Source organism: Martelella mediterranea, assembly GCF_004342225.1.
Classification (GTDB): Bacteria; Pseudomonadota; Alphaproteobacteria; order Rhizobiales; family Rhizobiaceae; genus Martelella; species Martelella mediterranea_B.
In genome coordinates this window covers 95,921-113,067 of the sequence record NZ_SMAR01000003.1, presented here as the reverse complement: position 1 = coordinate 113,067, position 17,147 = coordinate 95,921, and the positions used below count along the sequence as shown (strand labels likewise).

At 56.3% G+C, this 17,147-nt stretch carries 14 protein-coding genes; 8 read left to right on the top strand and 6 right to left on the bottom strand.

Annotation, left to right across the window (positions count from 1 at the left end):
• Position 1: 1 nt before the first annotated feature.
• The gene (gene ccmA, locus EDC90_RS03330) at positions 2–670 is read right to left on the bottom strand and encodes a heme ABC exporter ATP-binding protein CcmA (protein ID WP_245510911.1); all 669 of its coding nucleotides are present in this window, start codon (positions 668–670) and stop codon (positions 2–4) included.
• Between the two features lie 261 nt (positions 671–931).
• Here ccmA and acnA point away from each other — a divergent pair, with 261 nt between their 5' ends.
• The 6 genes from acnA to EDC90_RS03300 all read left to right on the top strand — a co-directional run bounded on the left by acnA (position 932) and on the right by EDC90_RS03300 (position 10,849).
• Positions 932–3,625: an aconitate hydratase AcnA gene (acnA, locus tag EDC90_RS03325; RefSeq protein WP_132308531.1), complete on the top strand. Its 2,694-nt coding sequence runs from the start codon at positions 932–934 to the stop codon at positions 3,623–3,625.
• 227 nt (positions 3,626–3,852) lie between these two features.
• Entirely contained in the window at positions 3,853–4,638 is a 786-nt protein-coding gene (locus EDC90_RS03320) for a DUF1223 domain-containing protein (RefSeq protein ID WP_132308528.1), read from the top strand.
• 129 nt (positions 4,639–4,767) lie between these two features.
• Entirely contained in the window at positions 4,768–7,596 is a 2,829-nt protein-coding gene (locus tag EDC90_RS03315) for a hypothetical protein (RefSeq protein WP_132308526.1), read from the top strand.
• Between the two features lie 101 nt (positions 7,597–7,697).
• Entirely contained in the window at positions 7,698–9,002 is a 1,305-nt protein-coding gene (locus EDC90_RS03310; RefSeq protein ID WP_132308524.1) for an SEL1-like repeat protein, read from the top strand.
• 135 nt (positions 9,003–9,137) lie between these two features.
• The gene (locus tag EDC90_RS03305; protein WP_132308522.1) at positions 9,138–10,064 is read left to right on the top strand and encodes a sulfite exporter TauE/SafE family protein; all 927 of its coding nucleotides are present in this window, start codon (positions 9,138–9,140) and stop codon (positions 10,062–10,064) included.
• Positions 10,061–10,849 carry a TIGR02186 family protein gene (locus EDC90_RS03300; RefSeq protein ID WP_132308520.1) on the top strand — a complete coding sequence of 263 codons (789 nt, stop codon included), beginning with the start codon at positions 10,061–10,063 and terminating at the stop codon, positions 10,847–10,849. The genes EDC90_RS03305 and EDC90_RS03300 overlap by 4 nt, the downstream gene beginning before the upstream one ends.
• Here the strand turns inward: EDC90_RS03300 and pdeM are convergent.
• From pdeM to EDC90_RS03275, 5 genes are all read right to left on the bottom strand, one after another.
• Positions 10,846–11,577: a ligase-associated DNA damage response endonuclease PdeM gene (gene pdeM, locus EDC90_RS03295; protein WP_132308518.1), complete on the bottom strand. Its 732-nt coding sequence runs from the start codon at positions 11,575–11,577 to the stop codon at positions 10,846–10,848. The genes EDC90_RS03300 and pdeM overlap by 4 nt on opposite strands.
• The gene (locus EDC90_RS03290) at positions 11,574–14,123 is read right to left on the bottom strand and encodes a ligase-associated DNA damage response DEXH box helicase (RefSeq protein WP_132308516.1); all 2,550 of its coding nucleotides are present in this window, start codon (positions 14,121–14,123) and stop codon (positions 11,574–11,576) included. The genes pdeM and EDC90_RS03290 overlap by 4 nt, the downstream gene beginning before the upstream one ends.
• A 60-nt stretch (positions 14,124–14,183) precedes the next feature.
• The gene (locus tag EDC90_RS03285; protein WP_132308514.1) at positions 14,184–14,819 is read right to left on the bottom strand and encodes a YitT family protein; all 636 of its coding nucleotides are present in this window, start codon (positions 14,817–14,819) and stop codon (positions 14,184–14,186) included.
• Positions 14,820–14,909: 90 nt separating this feature from the next.
• A complete protein-coding gene (locus EDC90_RS03280) occupies positions 14,910–15,215 on the bottom strand; it encodes an XRE family transcriptional regulator (protein WP_132308512.1) in 306 nt (101 codons plus the stop codon).
• A 43-nt stretch (positions 15,216–15,258) separates the two neighbouring features.
• The gene (locus EDC90_RS03275; protein WP_132308725.1) at positions 15,259–16,206 is read right to left on the bottom strand and encodes a methyltransferase domain-containing protein; all 948 of its coding nucleotides are present in this window, start codon (positions 16,204–16,206) and stop codon (positions 15,259–15,261) included.
• 154 nt (positions 16,207–16,360) lie between these two features.
• Here EDC90_RS03275 and EDC90_RS03270 point away from each other — a divergent pair, with 154 nt between their 5' ends.
• Positions 16,361–16,627 carry a DUF6460 domain-containing protein gene (locus EDC90_RS03270; protein WP_132308510.1) on the top strand — a complete coding sequence of 89 codons (267 nt, stop codon included), beginning with the start codon at positions 16,361–16,363 and terminating at the stop codon, positions 16,625–16,627.
• Positions 16,627–17,145: a CAP domain-containing protein gene (locus EDC90_RS03265; protein ID WP_132308508.1), complete on the top strand. Its 519-nt coding sequence runs from the start codon at positions 16,627–16,629 to the stop codon at positions 17,143–17,145. The genes EDC90_RS03270 and EDC90_RS03265 overlap by 1 nt, the downstream gene beginning before the upstream one ends.
• Positions 17,146–17,147 lie beyond the last annotated feature (2 nt).

The window sequence follows — 17,147 nt, the reverse complement described above, 5'->3', positions numbered from 1 at the left end:
TTCAGTCCGCCTCTGGCAAAAAAGGGTCAGAGGCCAGATCAACCGGCCCGGAAAAGCGGAGCTCCCGGCTTTCACCGAAAGCCAGCGGCTCATGTGTGGCTGCAATCACCATTCCCCCGGAAGAAAGATGTCGGTTTGCCAGATCGGCAATGAGCGCCTTGGAAGCCGAATCAAGAGAGGAAGTCGGCTCATCCAGAAGCCAGACCGGCCGGTAAGCCACCAGAAGGCGGGCGAAAGCGATTCGCCGCTTCTGACCGGCGGAAAGATAGCCATAAGGAATATCCATCGCGTCTGAAAGCCCGACGGCATCAGCCGCTTGATCAATGGAACACGGCGGTCCTCCGCTGGAATTGCCCATAAACGCTGACCAGAACCCGAGATTCTCGCGCACAGTCATTTCCCGTTTCATTGCGTTATGATGACCGAGGAAATGACTGTACGCACCAAGCGGCAAATCGTCACGCTCATCAGATGCAACAAACGAAACCTTACCGCCTTCCAAAGGCAAGAGACCGGCCAGCGCACGCAATGCCGTTGACTTGCCTGCACCGTTACGACCACTGAAAATCAGGCTATCACCGGGTTTCAGCACAAAAGACAGGTCTGCGAAAATCAGCGCGTTGCCGCGCCGCACGGCAAGACTATCAACCTCTAAATAGCTGTCTCCCAAGGCAGTTTTCCTCATCGCGCGCTAAATTTTATAAAAAAATCAATTTTAGCCCTTCGTTGATCTGGCACCTTTCTTAGAAATTATCTATAAAACGCGCAACCACGCCAGCGGCTGGCGTGTCACTCATCCTTGCGCCGAACATGGGCCTGCACAGGCTCACGTGCGGACAGCGGAAATGGTCGCACCCGCATCCTGATGTCTTTAGTACATAGGCGTTCGCACGACTTATGTTGGCCAATCAGTATAAGCGGGGTTTTATCCGTGGCTAAATCACTAGACAGTTTTGAATGTCGCTCCACCCTCGATGTGGACGGTAAAGAGTATGTTTACTACAGCCTGCCAAAGGCTGAAGCGAACGGCCTCGAGGGTGTTTCGAAACTTCCTTTCTCGATGAAGGTTCTCCTTGAAAACCTTCTGCGCAACGAAGATGGCCGCTCGGTCACCAAAGACGACATTCTCGCTGTCGCCAAGTGGCTGACGGACAAAGGTACTGCGGGCGCTGAGATCGCCTATCGCCCGGCGCGCGTTCTGATGCAGGACTTCACTGGCGTTCCCGCTGTTGTTGACCTAGCCGCCATGCGTGACGGTATCGTCAATCTCGGTGGCGACCCGGAAAAGATCAACCCGCTGGTTCCGGTTGACCTGGTGATCGACCACTCCGTCATCGTCGACGAATTCGGCACCCCGCAAGCCTTCGCCCACAACGTCGAACACGAATACAAGCGCAATGGCGAACGCTACCGCTTCCTGAAGTGGGGTCAGCAGGCGTTTGAAAACTTCCGTGTTGTTCCGCCCGGCACAGGCATCTGTCACCAGGTGAACCTTGAATATCTTGGTCAGACCGTGTGGACCAAGGAAGAAGATGGCGCAGAAATCGCCTACCCTGATACGTGTGTAGGCACTGACAGTCACACCACAATGATCAACGGCCTTGGGGTTCTCGGCTGGGGCGTTGGTGGCATCGAAGCGGAAGCGGCCATGCTCGGCCAGCCGGTATCCATGCTGCTGCCGGAAGTCATTGGCTTCAAGCTGACCGGCGAGCTGAAAGAAGGCGTGACCGCAACAGACCTGGTTCTGACCGTGGTGCAGATGCTGCGCAAGAAGGGCGTTGTCTCCAAGTTCGTTGAATTCTACGGTCACGGCCTCGATAGTATGACGCTCGCCGACCGCGCCACCATCGGCAATATGGGCCCGGAATACGGTGCCACATGCGGCTTCTTCCCGGTCGATGTCGAAACGCTGCGCTACCTCGACATGTCGGGCCGCACGAAGGACCGGATCGCGCTCGTCGAAGCCTATTCCAAGGCTCAGGGCATGTTCCGCGACAATGACGGGGAAGAACTCGTTTTCACCGACACGCTGGAACTCGATCTCGGCGACGTCGTGCCGTCGATGGCTGGCCCGAAGCGTCCGGAAGGCCGCATCGCGCTGGAAAACATCGCCTCCGGCTTCTCCGAAGCCATGGTCGACATGTACAAGAAGGACAAGGGTGAACTCGACAAGCGTTATGCTGTCGAAGGCACGGATTACGACCTCGGCCACGGCGATGTTGCTATTGCCGCGATCACGTCGTGCACCAATACGTCAAACCCGTCCGTCCTGATTGCCGCTGGTCTTCTGGCACGCAACGCTGTTGCCAAGGGCCTGAAATCGAAACCGTGGGTCAAAACCTCACTGGCACCCGGATCCCAGGTCGTTGCTGAATATCTGGAAAAAGCCGGCCTTCAGAAAGATCTCGATGCGCTCGGCTTCAACCTCGTCGGTTTCGGCTGCACCACCTGCATCGGTAACTCCGGTCCGCTGCCTGCTCCGATTTCCAAGACGATCAACGACAAGGGCCTGATCGCCGCTGGCGTTCTTTCCGGCAACCGCAACTTCGAAGGCCGCATTTCGCCGGACGTTCAGGCCAACTACCTGGCATCCCCGCCGCTGGTCGTTGCCCATGCGCTTGCCGGTACGGTGACCAAAGACCTGACCACCGAGCCACTCGGCGAGGACAAGGACGGCAACCCAGTTTACCTCAAGGACATCTGGCCATCGACCAAGGAAGTTCAGGAGACGATTGAAAAATACGTTACCCGCGAGCTTTACGAGAGCAAGTATGCTGATGTCTTCAAGGGCGATGAAAACTGGCAGGCTGTTCAGGCGCCTGAAGGCCAGACCTATGCTTGGGACGATAACTCAACCTATGTTCAGAACCCGCCCTACTTCGTCGGCATGAACAAGACACCGAGCCCGGTTCAGGATATCGAAAACGCACGTATTCTCGGCCTGTTCGGCGACAAGATCACAACCGACCACATCTCGCCTGCCGGTTCGATCAAGGCACAGTCTCCGGCGGGTGAATACCTGATTGCCAATGGCGTCGGCGTCGCCGACTTCAACCAGTACGGAACCCGTCGTGGTAACCACGAAGTGATGATGCGTGGCACATTTGCCAACATCCGCATTCGTAACCACATGCTCGGCCCGAACGGCAAGGAAGGTGGCTATACCATCCACTATCCGTCGAAGGAAGAGATGTCGATTTTCGACGCGGCGATGGAATACCGCAAGGAAGGCGTTCCTCTGGTCATCTTCGCCGGCGGCGAATATGGCAACGGCTCCTCGCGTGACTGGGCGGCCAAGGGCACCAACCTTCTGGGCGTTCGCGCTGTGATTGCCGAAAGCTACGAGCGCATCCACCGTTCGAACCTCGTCGGCATGGGCGTTATTCCGTTTACTCTGGAAGACGGCTCAAGCTGGGAAAGCCTCGGTCTGAAGGGTGATGAAACCGTCACCATCGAAGGTCTGGCAGACGTCAAGCCGCGCGAGAAGAAGGTTGCCAAGGTCACCTTCTCCGACGGAACGGTCAAAGACGTGCCGATCCTTTGCCGTATCGATACGCTGGACGAGCTGACCTACGTCAACAATGGCGGCATCCTGCAGACGGTGCTGCGCCAGCTGGCTGACTGATCAGCATTAAGCACTTTTGAAGACTGAGGAACCGGGCCGGTAACATGGCCCGGTTTTTCTTTGTGTTGATTGCCTGAGAACCGATCTGATGATCACACTCAAATTTCACCCGTTCGTGACTTTTGCTTGATTGCGGAAACCGCTAATTTATTTTCATACAACATCAATCTCTGATCAGGGGCCTACCCGTCGAGGCTGGCCTCCTGACCGCAAAAAGGTAATCACACGTGCTGAGGCAGGCGATCATAACGGGTACTGCGCTGATAAGCGTTGCGCTGGGGCCGGTTCATGCGGCTGGCTCTGAAAAACCGCTGGGCGTGGTGGAGCTGTTCACATCGCAAGGCTGCTCATCATGCCCGCCAGCTGATGCCGCCATTGCCGGGCTCGCCGATCGCAAGGACCTCATTGTTCTCAGCTACCATGTCGATTACTGGAACTATCTCGGCTGGGCCGACACGATGAGCAGCCCCGAAAACACCGAACGTCAGTATGATTATGGCAAAGCAATGGGGCGCAGCGGCGTTTATACGCCTCAGGCCGTTCTCAATGGCAGGGTTCAGCTTGTCGGCACAGATGCGAACGCGCTTGAGCAAAAACTCCGGTCACTTGCCGACAAAGGTCAGGGGCTAAGCGTACCGGTCTCGGCCAGAATGAACGATGAAGAAGTTGACATTCATCTGGGTGACGGAGAAGGGAAAGCTGACGTTCTCGTGGTCTACATCAATGCCCATGAACGCATTAAGATCGAGCGCGGCGAAAACGCCGGAAAGGTTATGGACTACCGGAACATCGTAACCGACGTTCAGACGATCGGCATGTGGCATGGTGAGGCCTCGACAATTGCCCTGCCCTCCCACGTACTGGAACCTCAAAACAGCGACGGCTGTGTCATCCTGCTGCAGTCCAGGGATCAAAACGGCAATCCGGGCGCCATCATCGGCGCCACAATGATCAGTTCCCCGGCGCGTGAAAAAGATAACGTCATGAACGCTTCTTCCGTCGAAAATCAGTAAATTAACGACTTTTTTACCATGTTGGGTGAAAGATCGGGGCACGATTGAAAAGCGGTCGTGCACCTGAATTTTCATGCCGCAAGGTGGATGGTGCGCGCCGCAGGCCAGATATTCGGGAAGCGGCAGGCGATGACGCAGACGCGCATGATCAGAGACAGCGGGGAAGACCGCCCGGCACTCGACGCCCTGAACCGCACGATCGGTGATCTGGAAACACGGCTCAATGCAATTATGGAAAGCCGCCGCGCACGTTCGGAAACGCTCCAGCCTGCGGCGGCACGCGCTGATGATGGTGTCGCACGCACGCCGTCGCGCCGGCCGAACCGTTCCGCAGAGCGGCCATTTCGCGAGCGCAGCTATCAGGATCCAGGTGCTGCCCGCGTCGAAAGCGAACTCCGGGACATTGCACGCACGCTGAAAGATCTTCGCGCAGCACTTCACAATGACTTCACATCAAGCCTTCGCGATGAGCTGTCTGGTCTTTATGATATGCTCGCTCATCTTGACCGGCAGACAGACACAGCTGAGATTGACAGTGAAACACGCGGTGAACTGGCCCGTGTTTCTGATGGAATCGACTGGCTGATTGAAAATGCTTCCGGGCAAGACGATGACAAGCTGATTGCAGAATTCGAGCATCTTCGCACGCTCATCGGCGGTCTTGCCGACGCAAAAAGCATTCAGCGGCTGGAAGATCGTTTTGATCGCGTCGATGACAAGCTGTCGGCCTTTGATCCGACCCGTCTTGATGACGAGCTGATCACGCTGGCAGAAGGTCTTGAAGATGTTCGTCATTGCCTCGCAGCACAGGATAATTCGCAGGACTTGCGGGATATTGAAGACCGTCTGACGGGGCTTGCCAGAGCGATGGAAACCCTGGTCGCACAGTCTCCGGCTGCGGCGAAAAAGCTCGACGGCCAGTTCGTCAGTCTTGAAAAGCGAATTGGCGATGTCGATCGCTCGCTTGAGCGCCTTTCACAACAGCGCACTGAAGCCGCACATGATCCGGCAATCAAGCACATGGACAGCAAGCTTGGCGAACTTGCAGACACTTTGACGAAAATTGATCGTCAGATACAGGCGCAGGATGCGCGGCAGTCAGAGCTGGTTGGTCAACTGCAGAGCATGGCCCGGCAACTGGAGAAGCATCGCCAACCAAACGGCTATCCGCAAATTGAAGCCCGTCTCGACCGCCTCGCCGGTCTTGTGGAAAATGCCGGAAACAGCGTCGACACCGAAACGTTCGCCAACACGATGGCGGCGCTTTCAGGACAATTCAGCCAGTTTGATCTGGAAGGCGCGGAGCAGCGCATCATCGGAGCAATCAATCGCACCGAACGGGACAGCAACACACAATCTCTGAACCGGGCGATTGCCGGGCTTTCCTCACAGGTCAGCGAGATTGATCTTGCCGGTACAGAACGCAGGCTTGCGTCGAAGCTCGATCAGACCGTTTCGCAGGAGATGATAACGGCTCTGGATCGCAGGCTCGACGACAGACTGGACCATCTGAATGCACTTATTGAGGCAAAGCCGAAAGACTTTGGCCCCGATGACCTGAAAAACGCCGTCTATGAGATCGCCGATCACGTCGCGCGGATCGATATATCGGGAACGGAGCAGCGTATCCTCAGCCGTCTGGACAAGACTGCCAGCGCAGAGACGCTCGCGCGACTTCAGCAAAATATCGACACAAGCCACACACGGCTCTCCGGCAAAATCGATTCGATGCCGCAAGGCGTCAGTGCGGCCGAGATGCAACAGAACACCCGCCAGATTGTCGATACGATCCAGCGTATTGATATCAATGGTGCAGAGCAGCGGCTTGCGGCGCGCGTAAGCGCTATCAGCGCCGGCAAACGCGACGATGCCTTGCATGAAAAAGTCGATGCCATGGATATGCCGGGCCTTGAAGACCGGCTGACAGCCCGCATTCTGGCGCTTGATCCTGAAGGTTCCGAAACACGGCTCGGCATGAAGATCGACGGACTGGCAAGTGCCAGCCATAATCCGGCTTTGACCCGGCAGTTTGCCGAGGTTGCGACGCGGCTGGAAGCGGCTCTTCAGGACACGAGTGGCAAGGCTTTCCGGAAAATCGAAAACCAGATTGGCGAACTGACATCGCTCATTCGCCGTGCAGATCCGCAATTCCCCGTCCATGAAATGGAGAAGCGGCTCGGCGAACGTATCGAAACCCTGTCGAAAACCAATGACGATTACATTATCGAGGCAGCGCGATACGCGGCAGAAGAAGCGCTCAAGGGTGCCCGGACAACCGAAAGCCAGAATGCCGAACATACGCTCCTTAAAACACTGATCAGCGACCTTCAGGCACTGCACGCAGCCAGCCGGAATGATGCAGCCGAGCAACGCAATGAGTTGAAATCCATTGTCAGCAAAATCGCGGATCGGCTGGATCGTTTCTCGCCTTCTGAAAAAGCTGAATTCCCAGCGACCAGACCTGAGGCATCGCCTGAGCCGCCCCGGACCCAAGAGCCAGCGGTCAAGGCTCATGCGGATAGCCACGCGCAGGAACAGGAACCAGCAACAAAGAAGGCTTCGACGACTGAAACCGGTCAGGCGGAAAGTACGCCGGCTGCTGAACATTCCACTGACGACTTCGCAGATGTTCTGAGTGTGCTCAACCGTGTTCGCGCCCGGCAAATGGGCGAAAATGCACCGAAGGCGTCTGAACAGCAGGCAAGCAGCAAAAGGGCCGCATCCAGCACACCAGCCGGTGTCAGAAGTCAGCTAGCCTCGGGCCGTGCGCCACAGGGCGAACTCATTGCCGCAGCCAGACGTGCCGCCCGGTCGGCCGCCACTGCTGCAGAGGCGGCACCTCAGGAAAAAAAAACGATAACGACGGCGGCAACGGCGGAAACGGCCAGACCCCGTCACGACGGCCTGTCTACCTTGCGGCAAGTGCCATTCTTCTCGCGGTTCTGGCCTATCCGCTGATCAGCAGAACCGCTTCTGTCGATAAACCGATCACAGTTGACCACGACGACGTCACTGCGGTTCATACGGTCAGAACGGACAATGCTGACACGCCGGTTTTAATGCGCGACCTGCGCGTTGAAACCACGCCTTCGCCGACTGCAGATGCGCAAAACGTACCCGTCACGGCGGATGCTCCCCTTCCCGTTCAGACAGCTGAAGCCGGGACAATCGGCGAACCAGCCGCTTTCCGCATCGCCGACGTTGATCGCAGTATCAGCACCGGCAGCATCAGAACTCAGAGCGCGGAAAATCCGTTTGAGGCTGCCGCAAGCAAGGCACTTGCCAGACGCAAAGGCCCAATCACCGAAGATAATCCTGCGACACGCTCTGCTGATAAAGCCGAACAGCCGGTCGACAGCGAAGAAGTGCTGGATATGTTATCCGACACCGCGCCGGATCCGGCTTCCGGGCTGCAAAAGGCTGGCACCAGGCCTTCAGAGCCTGCGGTCACTTCAGTTTCACAAGCACAGTCAAAGTCCAACGAGGATGTCGCCATCACGGTGCCCGCCGGGTTGAAGCCGGCTTCGCTGGCAGCGGCGGCAAGTCAGGGCAATCCGGCTGCTTTGTATCAAATCGGTCTTCATTATGAAGATGGAACCGGTGTTGCAAAAGACATGTCAACGGCTGCCGAATGGTTTGACCGTGCTGCAGAGAAAGGTTCTGCACTGGCTGCCTTCAGCATTGGAAGCCTTTATGAAAAAGGCAACGGTGTTCCTCAGAACCTGAACGCCGCAATAGAATTTTACCAGAAGGCGGCGGAGGCAGGAAATATCCGCGCCATGCATAACCTTGCTGTTCTTCAGGCCAACGGCGCGGCCACCGGTACACCGGACGTTCAGCAAGCAGCACGCTGGTTCAAGGCAGCCGCCAGCCACGGCGTGGCCGACAGTCAGTTCAATCTGGCAATTCTTTACGCCCGTGGCGCGGGGGTGAACGCCGATCTGGTGCAATCATACAAATGGTTTGCGATCGCTGCAAAAGCAGGGGACGCTGAAGCCGCAAAGCGCCGCGACGAGGTGGCAGAAGCCCTTTCACCGGAGGAACTGAAGCGCGGCAAGGCGGATGTTGCGGAGTGGAAGCCTGAAACCCCGAAAGCCAGTGCCAATACCGTAAAAACGCCGCCAGGCTGGCAACGCGCCGAAGCATCTGCAAAACCAAAACCGGTTGCCGACAAACAGGCCGTTATCCGCGACTTGCAGACGATGCTCAACAATCAGGGGTATGATGCCGGGCCCGCCGACGGCCTGCTGGGAAAGCGCACAGATGCCGCCATCCGTGCATTTCAGCAAGCCAACGGGTTTGAGCCGGACGGCAGAGTGACACCGGAACTGGTGAAAATACTGTTGGCCCACAGTCAGGCCTGAAAGCCAGTCAGATAAGGGTGAATTCGCCCGCTTTGAATTGACTTGAGCGCCAATGCAGCGCAAGAAGAAAAGCAGTTTACACCGCCCCTTACGGGCTTGAAAAAGCCCGCCGACACATGAGTTTGAGGTCTGCCCGTGATGATCTATCTGCCGATCGCGGAGCTATCGGTCAACATTTTTATCATCCTCGGAATGGGTGCAGCGGTCGGCTTTCTCTCCGGCATGTTCGGTGTCGGCGGCGGGTTTCTGATGACGCCGCTTCTGATCTTTTACAACATTCCCCCTGTGGTAGCGGTCGCAACCGGCGCCAGCCAGGTGGTTGCCTCATCCGTTTCAGGCACGCTTACCCATTTCAGGCGCGGTACGCTTGATATGAAGCTCGGTACCGTGCTTCTTTGCGGCGGTCTTGTGGGCGCAACGCTCGGCATCTGGGTTTTCTCACTTCTGCGTGCGCTGGGTCAGCTCGATCTGGTCATTTCAATTCTCTACGTTGTACTGCTGACTTCGATTGGTGGGCTGATGCTGACTGAAAGCATCCGCGCCATTCGGCGCAGTGCCAACAAGCAGCCCACCATGGTGCGCCGTCCCGGTCAGCATAACTGGATCCATAAACTGCCGATCAAGATGCGCTTCAAGAAATCAAAGCTTTATCTGAGCGTTATTCCGGTGTTCCTGCTGGGTGGATCGATTGGCGTGCTGACGTCATCTCTGGGTATTGGCGGTGGCTTTATCATGGTTCCGGCGATGATCTATCTGCTCAGGATTCCCACCAATATCGTGGTCGGTACATCGCTGTTTCAGATCATATTCGTTTCCGCCTACACAACTGTAATCCAGGCTACAACCAACTTTTCGGTTGATATCGTTCTTGCTTCCATTCTGATGATTTCCAGCGTCGTCGGTGCACAATATGGTGTTCGCGTCGGCCAGAAACTCCGCGGCGAGCAGCTGCGCGCATTGCTGGCATTATTGATTCTGGCCGTCGGCGTTCGGCTGGCCTTTGGTCTTGTCGTCACCCCTTCGGATATGTTCTCCGTCGTTTTTGCGGGGGCACCGGAATGAGACGAATCCTCTCTTATACTGCCCTCTTCCTGAGTATGGTTATTTCACCGGCTCTGGCGCAGGTCTCGGCTGATGTTCATGTTGAGACGCTTGAAATCGGCACCTCGACCAATCAGATCGCCATAACCTCCGATTTTTCCGGTGCTGATCTGACCGTTTTCGGGGCAGTCAATGAGGCAGACCCGGAACTTCTGGATCAGGGCGCCTATGATATTGTCGTTATTCTGGAAGGCCCGAAGGCCGAGGCTGATGTACGGCGTAAGGAGCGTGTCTTCGGTATCTGGGTCAACCGCGAAACCATGTCCTTCGAGCATGTTCCGCGCTCCTACTCAATTTCCAGCACGCGCCCGCTTGATGAGATCACAAGCCCGCAGGTTCTGGCTTCGCTTGGCATCGGCGTGTCCCATTTGCGGATATCGCCGGTTGGTTTTTTCGATGCCAGCGATCTGGCAACATTTCGCGATGCGATGCTGCGGCTGAATGATGTTCACGGCAATTACGTCTCTGAACCGGAAGGCATCAAATTCGTATCCAACAGCCTGTTTCGCGCCAGCCTGCGGCTTTCGGTCAATATTCCCGAAGGCACACACACCGTTCAGGCTTATCTTTTTAAGAACGGCCAGCAAATCGCAGCTCAGAATCTTCCGCTTGATGTGGTCAAAACCGGCCTCGAAGCACAAATCACAACGGCAGCTCATGAACAACCGCTGTTTTACGGCCTGTCGGCAGTGATGATCGCCCTGCTTTCCGGCTATATCGCGAGTGTGGTTTTCCGGAAGAGCTAACGCCTGTTCAGTTCTGCAAACGGAAAACTGTAAACCCTGTCCGGCCCGAGCATGTGAACGTTCAACTTCTTACGGTCAAAGAGCCCGGAAAAGGCGGAATGCTTCAGATCGAGTCCGCCAGCTTTGGTCGAAAATGCAGGCAGCATCAGCCTCTTGTCGTCTGCAGCAAAGCAAGGCCGCCGTACTGATTTTCCCGGGCGTTTCAAGGTTGCGGCAGGATGCAAATGGCCGCAAACCTCGCCTTCAACCGCATCAGGAAGCGGGCCCCCACCCGGTTCATGGCGAAAGCTCAGTCCCTCGAAATTCCATTCATGACTTTCATGTCCGGGCAATCCGCCGACCCCGTCAGGATCATGATTGCCGGTAATCCAGATCCATTCACCCGTTTGAGCCAGTTCTTCAAGGCGTTCGCGCAACTCCGGCATCATTGCCTGAGCGCCAAGGCGATCATGAAAACTGTCACCGAGCGAAACAATCCGCAAAGGCTGATAACGGCGCACCACCGCAGCGAGAGCATTCAGCGTTTGAGCAGTATCATAGGGCGGTAAAAAGAAGCCCCGCCGCGCATGCGCAGCACCGCGCTCCAGATGAAGATCCGAAATGACGAGAAGCGAAAGCTCCGGAAAATATGCAGCACCGGAGCAATCGAACGTGATGGCATGTCCCGCAAACCGGCCACTTGCGACAGGCCCATATGGCCGGTCCGTTTCACAGGCGCAAAAGGTCATTCATCTTCCTCACGATCTGCGCCTTCAAGGGCGGCGGCAAGCTCATCGACAGCCTCCTGCAGCATCGTTTCCCCGGCAGAGCCGTTGACACGTTCGCGCCCGATTTCCATCAGCACCGGCACAGCCAGCGGCGAAACCCGCTCCAGCGGATAGTGAACCAGATGCCCCTTGATTCTGGACAACATTTTGCCAAGCCGCCCAATATCCAGCAAGCCTGCAGCAGCATCTGCCCGGGTGGCCTGCAACAAAATATGATCGGGCTCATGAGATATCAGAACATCATAGATCAGATCTGCTGAAACCGTCATCTGCCGTCCGGTCTTTTCCTTTCCGGGATATCGCCGCTCAATCAAACCGGCAATCATCGCACACTGACGGAACGTACGCTTCAGCATCCAGCTTTCATTCAGCCAAGCCTCCAGATCATCGCCCAGCATATCTTCGTCCAAAAGCGTTTTCAGGTCTAGCGCACCACCGGCCAGCATCGCCCCCATATCTTTTAAGCCCCAGATCGCCAGCGAGTAGTCCGTCGACACAAAACCGAGCGGTGAAGCTCCAAAGCGCTCCAGACGCCGGGTCAGCAACATACCAAGTGTTTGATGAGCAAGCCGCCCCTCAAAAGGATAGGCAACCAGATAGAACCGATTATCCAGCGGAAACGTTTCGACGAGCAATTCGTCGCGTCTGGGGAGCAGAGAGTGTTCAGCCTGAAGTGAAAGCCATTCCCGCACCGGAGCCGGCAACACCTTGCGCCGGTCAGAATCATCCAGCATCGCCCGCACGCCATCGGCAAGATAAGTCGAAAGCGGAAACTTGCCACCCGCATAAGACGGGATCTTCGGATCCTTGTCATAGGCCGCAGAAACGAGGCACTCGCTTTCACGGATCCCCTCAAAACGCAGAACCTTACCGGAGAAAAGAAACGTATCGCCGGGACTCAGGCTTTCAATGAAATACTCCTCCACCTGACCCAGCGCCGGACCACCACGCCCGAAACCAGTTCGCTTGCCAGGTCTGACCAACCGCAGATTCAGCATGGGCATTTCGATGATCGTCCCCAGATTGAGCCGGTACTGCCTTGCGAAATCGGGATGCGTCAGGCGAAATGTTCCATCTTCGCTTTCGCGGATTTTCGCATATCGCTCATAGGAACGAAGTGCATAGCCACCCGTTGCGACGAAAGCGACGAGCCTGTCGAATGTTGTCCTTGAGAGCGTATGATAGGGCAGCGCCGTCCGGACCTCTTCAAACAGGTCATCCGGTCGGAACGGTTCAGCACAGGCCATGCCTAGTATGTGCTGCGCCAGAACATCCAGCGCGCCGTCACCAATCGGCGGCGTATCCTGCGCGCCGACATAATTGGCATCGAGCGCCGCCTGACATTCCATCACCTCGAAGCGATTAGCCGGTACCAGTATCGCCCGGCTTGGTTCATCCATACGGTGGTTGGCACGTCCGATACGTTGTGCCAGACGACTGGCGCCTTTGGGCGCTCCGACATGGACGACCAGATCCACATCACCCCAGTCGATGCCGAGATCCAGTGTGGATGTCGCAACGACGGCCCTCAGTTTACCCGCAGCCATGGCCGCTTCAACCTTGCGCCGCTGAGAAGCATCCAGCGAGCCATGGTGCAGCGCGATCGGCAGGTTGTCTTCATTCACTGCCCAGAGTTCCTGAAACACGATTTCAGCCTGCGAACGCGTGTTGACGAAAATCAACGTCATGGCGCGGCTTTTCAATGCCTCATACACGTCCGGCGCGGCATAGCGGGCCGAATGACCCGACCATGGAATGCGGTTCGATGCCTTGAGTATCGTGATATCCGGCAGGGCTCCGCCCTTGACCTGAATGAGCCCGGCAGCTGGCTCCGGCTCCACCTCTCCGGTTTGCTCTACCAACCAGCGCTGCAGCTCCATTGGCTCAGAAACTGTCGCAGAAAGGCCGATCGTCGTCAGCCGGGGCTGAAGCCGTCTTAATCGCGCCAGCCCCAGAGACAGGAGATGCCCCCGTTTTGAAGTCACAAGAGAATGCAGTTCATCGAAGATTACGAAGCGCAGATCCTCGAAAAAACTGTCGGCATCCTTGCTTGCGATCAGAAGTGCCAGCTGTTCCGGCGTCGTCAGCAGGATATCCGGTGGCTTGAGCTTCTGACGCTGGCGCTTGCCCTGCGGCGTATCGCCGGTTCTGGTCTCCATCGTGATATCGAGACCGGCTTCAACGACAGGTCGTTTCAGGTTGCGGGCAATATCCACCGCGAGCGCCTTCAATGGCGAGATGTAAAGCGTGTGAACACCATACGGCCTGGTTCCCGGTTTGTGCGGCCCACGGCGATCCAGATCGGAAAGCGCCGGCAGAAAACCGGCCATTGTCTTGCCCGCCCCCGTCGGAGCGATCAGCAACATGTTCTCGCCTGCGCTTGCGCGCGAAAGAAGCTCCAGCTGGTGCGGACGGGGCGACCAGCCATTGGCAGCAAACCAGCGGCGGAAGCGGTCAGGCAGGATCCCGGCAGAAGATTTTTCGGCCAATGTTTCCGTTTCGTTCATGAGCGGACGATGACAGTATTTGATGTTTCAGGCCAGATTTTTTTAAACCTGCTTTGAAACCTACATGGCAACATACCGGTCCCGGCGATGATTGATGGCAAGCACCATATTGATGACAACGGCACCGGCAACCGAACAGATTATAATATATGGGCTGGCGACGAAAAACGACATGACCAGCACCATGCCATCAAGCACCATCTGCACATAGCCCGCTTTAATGCCAAAGCGGTCCTGCAGATACAGTCCAAGAATCCCGAAACCGCCAAGGCTCGCCGAATGCCGGAAGAAGATCAAAAGTCCCGCGCCGACAAGCATACCTCCGAACAGGCCACCTGCAAACGGGTTCGTGTCTCCAATTGTAACGAACTGCGGCACAATGGATGTCAGCGCTGAGGTCAGGCCGACGGCGATAAAGGTTTTAACGGTGAAGGCCAGCCCGACCCGGCGCCAGGCAAAATAGTAAAACGGCAGATTGACCAGAAAGAAAGCCAGCCCGAAGCTCATGCCCGAGGTGTAAAACAGAAGAAAGGCCAGTCCTGCGGTCCCGCCTGTCAGCAAGCCACCAGCTTTAAGCATCATGATACCGACACAGGTAATCATCGACCCGGTAATGATCCCCTGCGCATCCTCAAGCAGCGAATGACGATCAGGGGTTGAGTTCATGATGCCGGACAGGAATTTATTCTCGGACAAGGCGCAGGCCGCTCCACAATGTTAGGCGAAAGGAAACCCGGTTGGTTCAACCGGAGGCTGGTTCCTATTCACCCTAAAACGCTGTGCGCGTCAAACAACATCATCCTGATTGACGCGTCCGCCCTCATCTTCCCAGTTGACAATCCGACGCGCCTCGCTTCTCGTAAATTTCAGCCGCAGCCCGACGCCGCCCTCACCTTCTTCCGGAAGAAAAGAAATACCAAGAGATTCGAGCGTGATTTTCAGCTTTTCACGGGTTTCATCGCCAAGATCTGCGATCCCTTCCTCGAAGGCTTTGATCTTGTCGTCGGAAACGCCGCTTTCTGCCGAAAGCGTTGGACGATCGATCTGTGCGAGGACACGTGCAGCCTGACAAAGTGCAGAAGTCAGAATCATTTCAGCCTCCCTGTTTCTGTTCAGCGTGTCTCCTGAAACGCACTCAAACGAATATGTGTTCCGCCAGAAAGATAATTCCCGGCACATCTGCCCCGCCGTCTTTACGCAATGTTACATTACGGAAGGCTTTGATCTGGAAGCCAAACGCAGAAAGCTGCTTCTCGACATAACGCCTAGAATGGGCATAGCGCAGCGAAGGCAAAAGACGGAAATGATCCCCCTCACCGGCATCTTCGACAGAAAACAGAAACATACCGGCGGATGCGGTGAGCTGGCGCACATTCATCATCAGATTTTCCAGCGCACCAATATACATCAACACGTCGGCTGCGATCACGAGATCGGCGCGCCCTTGGGCAAAGGGTTCCCCAAACAAGCCGCTTTTTTCCGGACATCGCAACAGGTCTGCTGGCCGCAAATCTTGGTAAAGCCCCTTCTCCGCGGCCTTTGAAAGCATGTTGAGCGAAAGGTCAAAACCTTCCAGCCTGTCCACACGACTGGCTAGAACTTCACCGGAAAGGCCGGTTCCGCAGCCGATATCCACACAGAGGCGGAAGCGGCGTTCCTGGCCTTCCACCTCATTCAGAAGTGCTGCAAGCTGCTGTGGCGCGGTATAGGCCAGCCGCTCAGTCAGCGCCTCGTCAAAATGTTCGGCGTAGGAATCAAAGAGTGCTTCCACATAACGGCCCGGTGGATGAGCAGGCGCATTGGCTGCACCCAGGACCGCAAGCTTCAAGGGTGCAGCGAAAAGATCACTGTCATCCTTGTCATCCAACGCTTTAAGCGTTTCAACTGCAGCACTGAACTGGCCTGCGTGCTCGCGAAAGGCAGCCAGCATGGCCAGCCCGGCGGGCCAGTCCGGCACGCGCTCAAGCGCCTGTTCCATCAGATCGGCGGCGGCCTCGAACTCGCCGGCTTCATCCAGCATGCGCGCATAATCGGCACGACGGTCTGCAAGCAGATCGCCCGAAGAAAAAGACTTTATATTCATGTCACGAAAACCGAAAAACAAGTGACATGGCCAATGGCGCGCTTTCAGGGAAAAGGCAAGCGGAAACATTGTTGCGACCTGAAGACCGGAAACCTTGAAGCCGGCTGCCATGCATTATATCTAAAAAGCTCAATTCTGACGGAGAAGGCGAGCAATGAGTAATGAAGTAAACCGGTTTCTGGGCGGCACTGTTGTCGGTACCATCGTCCGCCTGCTGGTGGTCTCGCTGATTGTCGGGTTCATTCTGTCAGCGCTCAACATTGACCCGATCGACCTCTACCATGGTGTGATCGACTTCTTCGTCAACATCTGGAACCGGGGCTTTCAGGCACTCGGCGAAATCGGACACTATTTCATTCTGGGCGCGATCATCGTTATCCCGGTCTTCCTGATCATCCGCATACTGAGTTATCGTCGCTGATGCCCCATTATTCCAAACCGGGCCGTCGGGCCTTTATCATCGGCATCCTCGGCGCAGGTACAGCAGTCGCGCTCACCGGCTGCGGGCTTGATTTCCCCGGTCTGGGGAATGGAATGCCGGAAGGTGACACGAATGCGCGGGCGATGACATCAACCTTCCTGCCATGGGTAAACGCGTTGCGTGCTGACCATGGCTTGCCGCCGGTCTCTTACGCACGTGTCAATGAGCAGGCGGCCCTTGATCAGGCCAGACGTATGGCCCTTGTTGGCAAGATGAACCATATTACAAGCCGCAGTGAGACGGTCGCCGAACGTTTCAAACGCATCGGTCTGCCATTGCCAGCCGCTGAGAACATTGCGATGTATCAGCAAACGCCCGAACGCGCCTTTCAGGCCTGGGTAAACTCGCCGCAACACCTTAAAAACATGCTCGGCGACTATGCACACATGGGTGTTGCCGTTTCGACCAGCCCCAATTCTGAAAACCGGCCATTCTGGTCGATGGACCTCAGCCAGTAACC